The organism is Streptomyces sp. TSRI0107 (assembly GCF_001905845.1).
Classification (GTDB): Bacteria; Actinomycetota; Actinomycetes; order Streptomycetales; family Streptomycetaceae; genus Streptomyces.
Genome location: NZ_LIVZ01000029.1, coordinates 1 through 11902, shown reverse-complemented (window position 1 = coordinate 11902; position 11902 = coordinate 1). Strand labels below are relative to the sequence as shown.

Here is an 11902-nt window from a genome sequence, read left to right as displayed (position 1 = left end):
ATCAAGGCGACCATCCCCGAACGCGTCGACCAGCTCGCGGGCCGGCGCCGGCGCCGTGAACGGCCCTGTGCCTTCGACAGGGCCGTCTACCGGCGCCGCAACGTCGTCGAGCGCTGCTTCCACCGCCTCAAGCAGTGGCGCGGCATCGCCACCCGCTACGACAAACAGCCCGGCCGCTACCTCGCCGCCATCACCCTGGCCAGCACACTCATCTGGCTGACGGCATGATCACCAAGACACTACCTAACACGGGTGCCGGGCGATCGACTGCCTGGCGCCGTGTGCCATCCATCACGCGCGTTGGTCGGGGCTCGAGGGTTGGTCGTTGGTGCCGCCGCCGGTGAACCACAGGGTGCGGACCATGTCCGCCGCCGCCCGGCGCCGAGCGGGCTTCTGCACTGAGGCCGACCTGCCGCCCGCCGCCGTCCGCTCCGACACTGTGCTGGCGTTCGCCACCTGATGCTGCGAGCATACTGCCCCTGCTGCCGCGTCGGATGGACCTGGGGCATCTGGCGAGTCCGCGCCGGCCCTGAGGCGTGTCAGTGCACTCGTCATAGGACTACCAACGCCAGCTACGAATGCGCGACCCCTCAACATGCGACTCCCCAGTCTGGGCCGGCGTGGTTCCGCCGCGGTCCTTCGGTGCCGTAGAAGTCCGTTACACCGTCAGCCGTGCGGTGCGGCGGTTGCGTGCCTTCCAGCACGACGTGTGCCAGTGCCGCCGGTCGTCCACACCGTTGCTCGCGGGCCATGCCACCACGTGCGCAATGTCAGAGGACATCACCTGGTCGCAACCGGGACAGCGGTAGGCCTTGTTCTCGGCGCTCGTGCCGGCCACATGACGCACGATCCAGTCCTCGCCGTTCCAGCCGACGTGCGACTCCCCGGCCCGCCTGCTGCGCAGCCGGCTCCTCACATCGAGATACCGGGTGTACATCGACCTGTAGACCATGAACGCCACGAACGCACCGGTCACGGCCGCTACCAGGGCCTGCGGCCACCCCCAGAGAGCCACCCAGTCTTCCAGTCGCTCCGCGAGATCACCGCCTGCGGCAGGGAGAACGGGGAATGTGCCGGTGCGGACCCACGCCACGGTGAAGAGGGACAGCACCACTGCCAGAACAGCCCCGAGCGTCACCCGCAACGCGACGACCGCGCGGGAGACGTGGGTGGCGACGGTGCCTGGTGCTGCCCCCATCACCTCGGCCGTTTCCGCCTGAGTCAGTCCCAGTACCTTGTTGCACCACACCGACTTGCGCTGCTTCGGCGGCAGGGAGCCCAGCGCGGCCTTGATCTCCAGCCGCAGGTCAGCCGTGCCGCACGGGTCGACGGTTCCGGCAGTCTCCAGCCGGATGTCCGCGTCCAGGGACGCGTACGCCTGACCACCGTGGCAGCGCAGTGCCGCACGCCGAACCTCGTTTCTGACGGCAGTGAAGACGTACGGGCGCAGATTCTCGATCGGCTCGGTGTGCGCCAGCACGGACATGAGAGCGTTTTGCACGACGTCCTCGGGGTCCGCCGAAGACAGCGGGACCCCGTAGAGACGCAGCCGCTTACGGGCGTAGCCCACCATCTGCGCATACCGCTCGACGACCAGCGCCCCCAGCGCCTCGGCGTGCCCTGGCTCTCCTTCCTCCAGCTCAGCCACACCCACCCCGCTTCCTCGCACCGCGCCCACGGCCCTCCCGGTCACCCGACGCGGCCTTGGCGCGCATCAGTGAGGCCTTACCCGCCGCGCGGTTGCGGAACGCGATGCTCTTCAACACGCAGCTCAGTGCCGGCGCGAAGAGCAGCACCAGCAACAACCCCGCCTCGACGCCCGTCACATCCACCGGACCTCCTTCAGTCTGCGGCCTGCCTACGCCCCACGGTGAGGCAGCGGCCGTACATCCACCAGACAGTCCTGGGGGCACCGGATTCTTTACAGGGAGGCGAGAAAACTTGTGGCGACCTCGCAGACCTCTGCACGGCGCGGCGCGGGTCGATTGGATGCGGCTCCCGAGGCGGAGAGTGCAGGCATCCGCCGGAGGGACCCGGCGGCGCGGGTCGCGGTCACCGACAACGTCAACCAGGCCAGCGCCGCACGCACGGTACCAGGCTCTGATGTCCGCGTCGGAGGGTGCCGTGCGTGCGTTTTCGATGCGTGAGGACTTGGCTTCGCTCCACTCGCAGCGTGCGGCAAGTTCCCGCTTGGTGATGCCTGGGTCCAGCCGTAGCTCGCGAAGCCGGCTGGCTAGCAGCCTGGACGCTGGACGAAGGGGAAGTGGGCGGCATGGCAGGGCCTGTCGTACTCGCTTACCGGATCTCGTACTGGTCGTGAGTCTCAGCGGCGCTTTCTGTACCGCAACTACTCACCCCCGTGGAGCCCCATGGGTTCAGGGAAACCGAAGCTTGTTCACTGGAAACTCGTGGGTCGGTCCGTGTGTATCAGGTGGGGATGTCCGTGGGTTCACCGGGAACGCGGGGGTGGTCCGCGGCGAGGTGGCGGGCTTCGGCCGTGACCTCAGCATTGATCTGAGCTACTGCTTTGTCGCCGCCGTGTTCGAGGAGGGCGTACTCGTCATCGAGTTCGGCGAGCCTTGTTGTCAGGGGCAGCTCATGCCCCTAGCGCTGGTTGATTCGGAAGGTGAGCTCCCAGGGTTTCAGCGCGCCGGCCAGCATGCGTCGTGCGAGCGCTCGCGCGGCGGCCTCTTGGCCAGCCTCGCTGGCGGCTGGATGGAAGGTGAGGCCGAGTTCGTCAAGTGCCGGGGGGAGCAAGTCGTGGACGTCGTAGTCCGCCTCGGCGCAGGTGCAGGCGGCGAGGATTCGAAGGCTGGGGATGTCGAGTCCCGCGACGAGCGCATCACAGGCGGCGTTGACGACATCGCTCGCACTGTTTTCCCCCACACTCCAGAGAGCGGCATGGTCCTGTAGAGCGATGGCTGCTGCTTCGGTCGACGTCACTTCCATGATTGCCGTCAGGGCGTGTCCCGGTCGAGCAGGTTTCATCGAAGTTGCTGCTCAGCGGCCTGGTGCAGCAGCGTCCGTGCGGAGTCCGCGTAGCGCATTGCTGTCTTCTCATCGAGCCCGAACACCTCGGCGAGGTGGAGTGGGTCGGGCCCGTGGGTCAGGGCTTCTTCGAGTTGTCGGTCGACGCGGAGCCGCTCCAGGGTGGCGTCCTGTCCGCGCATCGGTGCGCTGATCCAGTGGTTGCTGGTCCGGCTGGTTGTGCGGTCTGGTTGTTGATCAGCAGGTGGAGGTGCGCGGTGCTCGGCCAAAGGCGGCGCCGGTGGTCCAGCCAGTCCGTCAGGAGCTTCAGGGTGAGGTCGTCGAGCGGGCGGGCGCGTCCGGCGATGGTCAGTCGGCGGTGGCCGAGATCGATGTCGTCGAGCATGAGAGTGGCGATCTGGGCGATCTGGGCGACCCGGGCGGCGTGGACGCGAGGTCGTAGAACAGCTCCAGCGGGGACACCGGCCGGCGCAGCCGGAGTGACTCGGGCACGTTGCTCATGATCGGAAGTCTCCTCTGCCGTGGTGACGGCCAGCGCCGAGATGTCGGCTCTTGGGGCCCGGGGGCGGCGGTCGTGCGCATGTGTGCCCGACCGCCGCGGCCGTGTAACGCGGGGGCGGTCAGCCCTGCCGAGCGGGCTGGGCCGTCAGGTGCTCGGTGAAGAAGGGGGTGGCGGTGGCGATGGCCTGGTCGACGTACTTGGGGACGTCGTAGAAGTCCATGTGCTTGCCGCCCTCGACGACCTTCAATTCCTTGGGGCTGCGGGCGCGGCCGTGGAGTTCGGTGGACATCCACAGGGATCCGGCTTCGTTGCCGGCGACGATGAGGAGGGGCTGGGTGAGCAGGTCCTCGACCATGTGGAAGGCGTCGAAGGTGAAGATCCGCGAGACGCTCTTGGTGAACAGGAACTTGTTCTTGGCGTTGGGGTGCTGGGCGCGCGGGATGAGGTAGTAGTCGTGCGCCTCGACCAGGTCGCGGGGGGGGGTGTTCTCGTCCGGCTCGGCCGGCACGTAGGGCAGGTAGGCGGGTTCGGCGCCGTGGGCGGCTTGGGCGGTGCGCTGCTGGGCGAGGGACTGGAGGGTGGGGATGGCGGCGGCGTCGGAGTCGGTGCCGTACAAGCTGCGGCGGAAGCTGGTGCTGGTGTTGACGGCGCTGACGGTGGTGAGGGCCTTGATGCGGTAGTCGGTCATGGCGGCGTTCACCGCGTATCCGCCGCCGGCGCAGATCCCGAGGGCGCCGATGCGCTCGGGGTCAACGTAGTCGAGGGTCTGCAGGTGGTCGACGGCCGCGCGGACGTCCTCGACGCGGGCGTATGGGTCTTCCAGGTGGTGCGGCTCGCCGCCGCTGTCGCCCTGGAAGGAGGCGTCGAAGGCGAGCGCCACGAAGCCCTGCTCGGCCAGCTTGCCCGCGTACAGGCCGGCGGCTGCTCCTTCACACCCCCGCCGGGGTGGACGACCACGATCGCCGCGTGCCGGCGCCTGGGGTCGAAGTCCTCGGGCGGGTAGAGGGTACCGGCCATGGTGACCTGGCCGTTGGGGAAGGTGACGGCGTCCATCATCTGCTCCTGAAAGTTTCGTGTGGTGCGGTCGTGAAAAAGGTCCGGCTTCCTCCCGTCGGCTGCTCAGCGGCGTCTTCGCGATGCTGGGAGTCGTCATGGCCGTGTGGGGCGCGCGCATGCCGGCGGTCCAGGCCGCAGCTCAGCTCGGCCCCGGCCGACTGGCCATGGTCCTGTTGGCCGCAGCGGCAGGCATGGTTGTCGGCCTTCAGCTGGGCGGCCGCCTCGCTCACCGCTACGGACCGGCTCGGCTCCTCGTCGGCCCCGCCATCATCTTCGGATTGTCCCTGGCTCTGCTGGGCACGTGCCGGTCGCTGACCTCCCTGTCCCTGGTGGCCGTCGTCTTCGGTATCGGCCACGGCCTTCTGGACGTGGGGGCCAACTCAGCGGCCGTCAATCTCGAGCGCGCCTACCAGCGCAGGATCATGTCCAGCCTCCATTGCGCCTACAGCGTCGGCGCGTTGACGGGCGCGGGCCTGGCCGCCATCACGGCATGGGCGCCCTACCACGTGCTGTTCGCTGCCATCGGGATCCTGACGGCCATGGCGGCTGCCGCCGCCCTCCCCTTGGTCCGGTCAGCAGGACACCGCGACGCACCCGCCCAGCAGCCTTCGGCGCAGCGCGACGATTCCCCCGAATCCCGCGGCGCACCGTGTGGCTGCTCGGCTTCCTGGCCGCGGCCTGCCTCCTGGGGGAGGGCGCCGCAGCAGACTGGTCCGCAGTCCACCTGCACACTCTTCACGCCTCCGAGGCGATCGCTGCCGTCGCCTACGCCGCCTACGGCGCGGCCATGGTCGCAGGCCGTCTCTTCGGTGACCGCTTGAACGCTCGCTTCGGTCCGGTCGCCGTCGTCCGCGCCGGTGCAGCCCTCGCAGCAACGGGACTCGGCGCGAGCTTGCTCACCGGCTCCGCCCCGGCGGCCCTGATCGGCTGGATGGCCCTTGGCCTGGGCCTGTCCACTGCGGTGCCCTCCCGATCAGTGCCGCAGGACGCGGAAGCCCCCGAGCCGTGGGTGCCGTCGCCGCAACCGGCTACCTCGGTCTGCTCACGGGTCCTGCCGCGATCGGAGCGCTCGCCTCGCTCACCAGCCTGCAGGTAGCCCTCGCAATGCCCGTCCTGCTGGCGGCAGTCGTCGCCCTTTCCGCCCACCGAACATTGGAACCTTAAATGACCACACCTTCCCCCGCCCTTGCCCCGAGACTCGACGCCCTGATCCTCGACTACAACGGCGTCATCGGACTGCAACCCACCCAGCGAATGTGGTCACGACTGGCCGCACTCGCCGGATGGCCCGCCGGCCAGAGCGCCGACTTCGAGACCCAGTTCTGGGCACGACGCGCCCCGTACGACGCCGGCGAGCTCAGCACCCACGACTTCTGGAGCGGCCTGCTGAACGGCCAACTGACCGCCCCGCCGGGAAGCGCCCTGCTGGACGCCTGCGCAGCACGGACGCCGACATGTGGACCCACACCGACGATGCCGTCGTCCAGGTCCTGCAAGCAGCAGACGCAACCGGCCTGCGCATGGTGCTGCTGTCGAATGCCCCGCACTCCCTGGCGGACGCACACGACCGCACCACCTGGTGCAGCACCTTGATCTGGAAGACCCTCTACTCCGCACGGCTCGGCGTGAATAAACCGGACCCGCGCACCTACGAGGCTGCCCTCATGGCCGCTGGCTGGCCCCACCCGGACAACACGCTCTTCGTCGACGACCGGCTCGAGAACTGCGCCGCCGCTGCCCAGCTCGGCATGCAGACGCTGCTTTTCCGCGGCAGCAGCCAGACGCTCGCGACTCGTCTCCCGCAGCTCGTCCCTGCAGCGGGCGTCCGCAGAAACTGACCGGGTGCAAGGCGCTTTTCCGTGCGGGGCGGCGAGGTCACCCTTGCCGAGTCGTCATCGCCCAGGCGGCACCTCCCACACCCGCGGGCGCGCGGCACACTGCACGGTTGGGCGCTCGCCTCCGGCCGGCCAGCAGTTCGGGCCTCGGCCCGAGTGCGCAGTGCCTCCCGCGGGCCGGCTCTCACCCTCTGCGCCAATCAACGTGCGAGCAGGCGGCGTCGATCCCTGGCACCCGGTGGCCGTCGCCGTCAGCCGGGCGCCCCAGGCTGCCGGACGAGGTAGAGCCCGTACTCCTCCACTTGCAGCAGTTGCTGCTGCTCGGAGAGCGCGGCGAGCATCTCCTGGTGCGAGGCGGGCAGCGCGTCGTACATGGGCCGCGGCACGCAGCTGAGGGTGTGCGAAGCGAGCACTGTCAATCCGGGCAGCCACTCGGCGAGCTCCTCCGTGCCGGTGCAGGACCACTGCATCTTTGTTTCCACCTTGCTCAGCGCGTCGTGCTGGTCCTTTGGTGGAGACGATGCCGGGGCCGGCGGTGTTCAGGGCCAGCAGGGAGTCGGGGGGAAGCGTTCGGTGAGCAGGCATGACGACATGCCGTCCGTCGGCCTCGTCCAGGAACGGCAGGACGGCTTCGGCGGCGAGGATGCAGGGCTGGCGGCTTGGGAGGCGATGGTGCCGGTCCACGCCGGATCGGTCACCGAGGCGGCGATGGCTGTGCGGCGAGGGGTGTTGGTGAAGAAGAGCCGGCGCAGGTCGATCAAGTCGGGCATGTGAGGCCGAACCAGCGGGTGGGGCCGTTGCCGAGGCGCCCGTACTGCGTGGTGAGCCCGGCACCGTTCTCGACGACCGTGCCGGTGGGGTGGGCGGCGAGGAAGTTTGCGACTCATCGGTCGGACAAGCCGGTGCGCAGTACCGCGCCGGTCAGGCTTGGCAGGTTGTCGAAGCGGCGAAGTCGTAGTCGATCGAGGCGACGATCTCCTCGGCCCGTGCGTCGCGCAGGATGGCGTTGGCGTCCGGCCTCCGGTTGTCCACCGCGCGCCCGTACTGCGGGATGAGCAAGGTTTCCTGGACCGTGCCCAGACGTACACCGTGCGCTCTGTCATGACAGCCTCCCCATGCGCTGTCCGGGTACCGATGTGTCGGTATTCGCAGGTGTACCGGGCCGGGCGGTGCCGTGGCTGCGTGCACCCCCCGGCCGCGGAGTCTCAGGTCGGCGCCACGAGGTCGGGGTGTTCGTGGTTGCAGGTGTCGTCGATGCCGTAGGTGTCCCAGGCGGGGAACGGATCGTCTGCCGGCTGGCTCTCGCCGTCCGTCAGCAGACAGCCGGTGAGCGCGGCGCGGAGAGCTTCGGCATGCAGGTGCGGGCCGATGAAGACCAATTCCTGGCCTGCCGGGCTGTCGGTGTCGCGGGCGGCGGAGGGCTCGAAGCGGGCGACGGAGCCGGCCTGCGACCACAGTCCCGTCACGTGTGGGCGGCTGGCCAGGGTGAAGAATCCCTTGGACCGCAGCACCTGCCCGTAGGCGCCGCTTTCCATCTTCTCGGTGACGAACCGCCACAACCGTCCGGGATGGAAGGGGAGTTCGGAGCGGAAGACGGTGGAGGCGATGCCGTACTCCTCGGTCTCCGGGACGTGGTCACCGTTGAGCTCCATGACCCAGCCGGGCGCCTGCTGGGCGCGCTCCAGGTCGAACAGCCGGGTACCGAGTACGGCCTTGAGATCCACGCGTCCGTGGACGGCGGGAACGATCCGGGCCACCGGGTTGAGGCGGGTGAGCGTCGCCCGCAGCCGGTCGGCCGACTCCTCGTCGACGAGGTCGAGCTTGTTGAGGACGATGACGTCGGCGAACTCGATTTGGTCCATCAGCAGGTCGCTGACGGTGCGTTCGTCGTCCTCGTACTGGTCCAGGCCGCGCTCGACGAGCTCGTCACCGCTTGCCAACTCGGGCAGGAAGTTCGCGGCGTCCACGACCGTGACCATGGTGTCCAGGCGGGCGATCTCGTCGAGGGTGGCGCCGTCGTCGCGGGCGAAGGCGAAGGTCGCTGCCACCGGCATGGGTTCGGAGATGCCGGACGACTCGATGAGCAGGTAGTCGAAGCGGCCCTCGCGGGCCAGCCGGTCAACTTCCACCAGCAGGTCATCGCGCAGGGTGCAGCAGATGCAGCCGTTGGTCATCTCGACCAGGCGTTCCTCGGTGCGCGACAGGGCCGCCTCGCCGCCCCGCACCAGGGCGGCGTCGATGTTGACCTCACTCATGTCGTTGACGATGACCGCGACGCGCAGTCCCTCGCGGTTGCCGAGGACATGGTTGAGGAGGGTGGTCTTGCCCGCGCCGAGGAATCCGGACAGGACGGTGACGGGCAGTCGGCCGGAGGGATCGGACGGAATCAACGCTCAGCCCTCGGGTCGCAGCAGGCCGCGCTCGTACGCCTTCACCAGCCGCTGCGGCACCAGGTGTCGCACACCGTCGACGGTGACCGGCACGAGCGGGGGCGTGGTTGCCTTCCACTGGGCGCGGCGGTGGCGGGTGTTGCTGCGGGACATCTTCCGCTTGGGAACGGCCATGGGGGTCCTCCTGGATCGGGTAGCGATCAGAGGCTACATGAAAATGAACACCATTATTAAATGTGTCGTCGTCGTCCGGTCGGTCAGGCAGCAGGGCCTCCCGCACCTTGTCGCAGGCCTCCTCCAGAGAAGGGGCGGACTGGCCGAGGGCGGCAGCCGGGGTGTGAGGGGGCGGCCCGGCGCCGCGAGGGCTGCCGTGGCCAGACGGGGGAGGACCGCTTCGGCGTTCGTGCGGTTGACGGCGGTCAGAGTGCTCGGTTCGAGGTGGGTGTCGAGGCCGGCGGCGAAGTACTGGCTCGCAGGGGTGGGCGCGAAGGGCCAGTCACTGCCGAAGAGGACGTGTCCGGGCCGGGCGAAGGCCAGGAGGGTGGGCAGGGCGGAGGGGCTGGAGGAGAGTGCGGTGTCGAAGTAGGAGGTGCGGAAGTCGTCCAGGACGTCCAAGGGGCTGTGTCCGGTGTCGTTCGCGATGGTGAGCGCCATGCGGTGGGAGGCGTAGGGAACGAAGCCGCCCGCGTGGCTGAGGATGAACCGGCCCTCCTGTGCGAGGTGTCCGACGATGGCAGCACCACTCCCCATCTGCGCCGGGCCCGCGCCTACGACGAGGGCGGGCGCGGCTTGCTCCTTGTCGCCCAGCTCGCCGAACCCTGGGGGATGCGCCATGCCCGGCATGGCAAGACGGTCTTGGGCCGCGCTGAGCGAGACTGGAAACGCCGGACTCCCGGAGTGGGCCTCCGTGCTGTAGAGGACCTAACAAGGGCGATGCACGTTGCGGTGGGATCAGGCAAGGGAAGTGCGCACGGAGTTACTCTTTCAGGCCAAAATGGCTACTTGCTCTGCCTGCGCCGTTACGCCGAGGAGCCGCGTGACGCCTTCCAGCCCCCGGGCGCACCGCTCGTCCGGCCTGTAGACCGATCAGCAGGAGGCTATCGCCAACACGGTTCGCCACCTGCGCCGCCCGCACTCCCGCGGCCATGTCGTCTCGGCCTGCGGAACCGGCAAGACGCTCCTCGCACTGCGCTTCGAGGAGCTGGGACTCCGGCGTCTGGCGGTGGCAGTGCCGAGCCTGGATCTGGTCGCCCAGTGGTCGGCCGCCGCCCACGCCGACTTCCGCTGCGCGCCGATGAACACCGTTCTGGTGTCGGCAGGGCTTCGGCGTAGTCGGGTGGTGTCCGATTCGTGGCCGACTCTGACAAGATCAAGACGGTTCGCGCAACTGCCATGCCATGAGAGGCGGCGACGTCCCGCCACCGTGCGGAACTGCCGCCCGCACTCCGTCCCAGCTCTTGCTTAGCCTATCGAATCTCGATAGATTCCGATCGTGATTCGATGGGAGGATGGGTCATGGGAAAGCTGACCGTGCGTGCGCTGCGCGCCCTGCTCATGGTGGTGCTCGCCGGCGCCGTGTTCGTGCAGGCCTTGATGGTGTGGACATTGGTCAGCGGGAGCGACCCGGAGGACGGGTCGCTCCCGCTGACCGCGCTGCGCGTGATCACGATCCTGGGCATGGTGTCTGTCCAGGTCGCCCTGGTCTGCGTATGGCGGCTGGTGACGATGGTGCGACACGGAACCGTGTTCTCCCACGCCGCCTTCCGGTACGTGGACGGCGTGATCGGCGCGATCGTGGCGGTTGCCCTCGTGTGGTTCGCGGTCACGGCCATCAATGCGCCGGGCCAGCGGGACGACCCGGGCGTCACCGTCATCATGGGCGGGATCGGCGTGGCCATCCTGGGGGTCGCGCTCATCGTGCGCGTGCTGCGGATGCTGCTCGCCCAGGCCGTCGCGCGCGACGTCGAAGCGGCGCGGATGCAGGCCGAGTTGGACGAGGTGATCTGATGCCGATCGCCGTCGACATCGACGTGATGCTGGCCAAGCGGAAGATGTCCGTGGGCGAGCTCGCGGACCGCGTAGGGATCACACCCGCCAACCTGGCAGTACTCAAGAACGGCCGCGCCAAGGCGGTGCGCTTCGCGACCCTCGCCGCGCTCTGCGAGGTGCTCGAGTGCCAGCCGGGAGACCTGCTGCGCTGGGAGGCCGGGGACGCCGCAGCTGACTGATGCGCCCTTCCAGGGGCATGGAGTTTTCGACGCCCCGTGGCCCTGGTGGAAGACCGTGTCTGCCGACGCGGTGTCGCCGATCCTGCCTGCCTTTTGACCGACTCAGCGAGCATCCCGAGGCCGTGTCCGAGGAGATCCCGGGCCTGCTGGAGCGGCTGGCCGAGGTTCCCGACCTTCGCGATCCGCGCGGCGTACGGCACGCTCTGGTCGCCGTGCTCGCGCTGACCCGCGTGCGCGGTCCTGGCCGGAGCGACCTCCCTGCTGGCGGTGGGCGAGTGGATCACCGACGCCCCACCGTCTGTCCTGAAGCGCCTTGGTGTGCGGCCTGATCTGCTGTCGCCGAAGCGGTGCCTGCCGGCGGAGGCGACAGTGCGGCGGCTGCCGGGCCGCATCGACGGCGACGCGTTGGACCGGGCGGTGGGTCGCCGACTGGCCGACCGGCGCGCTGGGGCCGACGGTCAACTGCACGCAGTGGCGGTCGACGGCAAGACTCTACGCGGAGCGGCCAGGGCCACGGGCCGCAAGATTCATCTGCTCGCCGTTCAACAGTGATCCCCTCTCGGCCCTTCCTCTCGTTGACGAAGCGGCGCACCGGCACGGTCGTACGCCGTGGCGGCCGCGAGCCGCTCGCGCTCGGTGCGGCGATCGGCATGATGCTGACCGAGTGCGGCATGGTCGCCCCGGCCGCCGACAGACGCTGAACGTCCTGGCGCCCGCACCTATGCAAGCCGGCCCCGCCACGGCGCCGCCGCCCCGGACCTGACGACCTTCTCTGCCGCGCCGGTGCTTGCGGCGACGGACCCCGTCGGACGGCTACTGACGTGCCATCACAGCGCACCGCCAAGCCGCCTAGGTAGCGTCTTGTCGATCACGTCTCGAGCCAGATGAGTGTGCTGGCCAGGG

General features: G+C 69.1%; 17 protein-coding genes and 5 pseudogenes. 11 read left to right on the top strand and 11 right to left on the bottom strand.

Going from position 1 to position 11902, the window contains the following annotated elements:
- Nucleotides 1-228: transposase (locus AMK31_RS38845; protein WP_158074583.1), on the top strand; the 228-nt coding region annotated here is incomplete at its 5' end.
- A 430-nt stretch (nt 229-658) separates the two neighbouring features.
- Here the strand turns inward: AMK31_RS38845 and AMK31_RS42030 are convergent.
- The 4 genes and pseudogenes from AMK31_RS42030 to AMK31_RS38830 form a co-directional block, all read right to left on the bottom strand.
- Nucleotides 659-937 (bottom strand): ATP/GTP-binding protein, encoded by a 279-nt coding sequence (locus AMK31_RS42030; protein WP_385313121.1) that lies wholly within the window; start codon nt 935-937, stop codon nt 659-661.
- Nucleotides 938-1147: 210 nt separating this feature from the next.
- Nucleotides 1148-1648 (bottom strand): annotated as a pseudogene (locus AMK31_RS42025) (RNA polymerase sigma factor); the annotation flags it as partial.
- On the bottom strand, nt 1641-1832 hold the full coding sequence (locus AMK31_RS38835; protein ID WP_073945466.1) for a hypothetical protein: 192 nt from the start codon (nt 1830-1832) through the stop codon (nt 1641-1643). The pseudogene AMK31_RS42025 and the gene AMK31_RS38835, both read right to left, overlap by 8 nt.
- 243 nt (nt 1833-2075) lie before the next feature.
- Nucleotides 2076-2279 (bottom strand): annotated as a pseudogene (locus AMK31_RS38830) (helix-turn-helix domain-containing protein); the annotation flags it as partial.
- Nucleotides 2280-2391: 112 nt separating this feature from the next.
- On the opposite strand from AMK31_RS38830, the gene AMK31_RS40835 reads away from it, so the two are divergent.
- Complete coding sequence (locus AMK31_RS40835; protein ID WP_158074582.1) at nt 2392-2913, top strand: hypothetical protein; 522 nt, start codon at nt 2392-2394, stop codon at nt 2911-2913.
- Nucleotides 2914-3106: 193 nt separating this feature from the next.
- Here AMK31_RS40835 and AMK31_RS41220 read toward each other — a convergent pair whose 3' ends face one another.
- Both AMK31_RS41220 and AMK31_RS38815 read right to left on the bottom strand, forming a co-directional pair.
- Entirely contained in the window at nt 3107-3373 is a 267-nt protein-coding gene (locus AMK31_RS41220; protein WP_198948679.1) for a hypothetical protein, read from the bottom strand.
- Between the two features lie 235 nt (nt 3374-3608).
- Nucleotides 3609-4370, bottom strand: coding sequence for an alpha/beta hydrolase (locus AMK31_RS38815; protein ID WP_338013073.1), 762 nt, complete (start codon nt 4368-4370; stop codon nt 3609-3611).
- 271 nt (nt 4371-4641) lie between these two features.
- On the opposite strand from AMK31_RS38815, the gene AMK31_RS38810 reads away from it, so the two are divergent.
- Nucleotides 4642-5367, top strand: a complete 726-nt coding sequence (locus tag AMK31_RS38810) for an MFS transporter (RefSeq protein ID WP_241842889.1) — start codon at nt 4642-4644, stop codon at nt 5365-5367.
- A 633-nt stretch (nt 5368-6000) separates the two neighbouring features.
- Entirely contained in the window at nt 6001-6384 is a 384-nt protein-coding gene (locus AMK31_RS42370; protein WP_338013072.1) for an HAD-IA family hydrolase, read from the top strand.
- 248 nt (nt 6385-6632) lie between these two features.
- Here AMK31_RS42370 and AMK31_RS38800 read toward each other — a convergent pair whose 3' ends face one another.
- The gene (locus tag AMK31_RS38800; protein ID WP_073945465.1) at nt 6633-6851 is read right to left on the bottom strand and encodes a hypothetical protein; all 219 of its coding nucleotides are present in this window, start codon (nt 6849-6851) and stop codon (nt 6633-6635) included.
- Nucleotides 6852-6954: 103 nt separating this feature from the next.
- Between AMK31_RS38800 and AMK31_RS40605 the strand changes: the two genes are divergently transcribed.
- Nucleotides 6955-7155, top strand: coding sequence for a hypothetical protein (locus AMK31_RS40605; protein WP_143204325.1), 201 nt, complete (start codon nt 6955-6957; stop codon nt 7153-7155).
- A 147-nt stretch (nt 7156-7302) separates the two neighbouring features.
- Here AMK31_RS40605 and AMK31_RS40830 read toward each other — a convergent pair whose 3' ends face one another.
- The 4 genes and pseudogenes from AMK31_RS40830 to AMK31_RS39475 form a co-directional block, all read right to left on the bottom strand.
- On the bottom strand, nt 7303-7440 hold the full coding sequence (locus AMK31_RS40830; RefSeq protein ID WP_158074581.1) for a hypothetical protein: 138 nt from the start codon (nt 7438-7440) through the stop codon (nt 7303-7305).
- Between the two features lie 146 nt (nt 7441-7586).
- On the bottom strand, nt 7587-8768 hold the full coding sequence (locus AMK31_RS38790) for a GTP-binding protein (protein WP_073945468.1): 1182 nt from the start codon (nt 8766-8768) through the stop codon (nt 7587-7589).
- A 6-nt stretch (nt 8769-8774) separates the two neighbouring features.
- Entirely contained in the window at nt 8775-8945 is a 171-nt protein-coding gene (rpmF, locus tag AMK31_RS38785; protein ID WP_073945463.1) for a 50S ribosomal protein L32, read from the bottom strand.
- Nucleotides 8946-8978: 33 nt separating this feature from the next.
- Nucleotides 8979-9473, bottom strand: a pseudogene (locus AMK31_RS39475) (amidohydrolase family protein); the annotation flags it as partial.
- Between the two features lie 6 nt (nt 9474-9479).
- Between AMK31_RS39475 and AMK31_RS42020 the strand changes: the two are divergent.
- The 6 genes and pseudogenes from AMK31_RS42020 to AMK31_RS42265 all read left to right on the top strand — a co-directional run.
- A pseudogene (locus tag AMK31_RS42020) lies at nt 9480-9687 on the top strand (ATP-binding protein); the annotation flags it as partial.
- A 180-nt stretch (nt 9688-9867) separates the two neighbouring features.
- A pseudogene (locus tag AMK31_RS42365) lies at nt 9868-10236 on the top strand (DEAD/DEAH box helicase family protein); the annotation flags it as partial.
- 50 nt (nt 10237-10286) lie between these two features.
- A complete protein-coding gene (locus AMK31_RS38765) occupies nt 10287-10778 on the top strand; it encodes a DUF2975 domain-containing protein (RefSeq protein WP_073945461.1) in 492 nt (163 codons plus the stop codon).
- A complete protein-coding gene (locus AMK31_RS38760) occupies nt 10778-10999 on the top strand; it encodes a helix-turn-helix domain-containing protein (protein ID WP_073945460.1) in 222 nt (73 codons plus the stop codon). The genes AMK31_RS38765 and AMK31_RS38760 overlap by 1 nt, the downstream gene beginning before the upstream one ends.
- 267 nt (nt 11000-11266) lie before the next feature.
- A complete protein-coding gene (locus tag AMK31_RS42010; RefSeq protein WP_241842887.1) occupies nt 11267-11551 on the top strand; it encodes a hypothetical protein in 285 nt (94 codons plus the stop codon).
- A 23-nt stretch (nt 11552-11574) separates the two neighbouring features.
- The gene (locus AMK31_RS42265) at nt 11575-11700 is read left to right on the top strand and encodes a hypothetical protein (RefSeq protein ID WP_274536001.1); all 126 of its coding nucleotides are present in this window, start codon (nt 11575-11577) and stop codon (nt 11698-11700) included.
- Nucleotides 11701-11902: the final 202 nt, after the last annotated feature.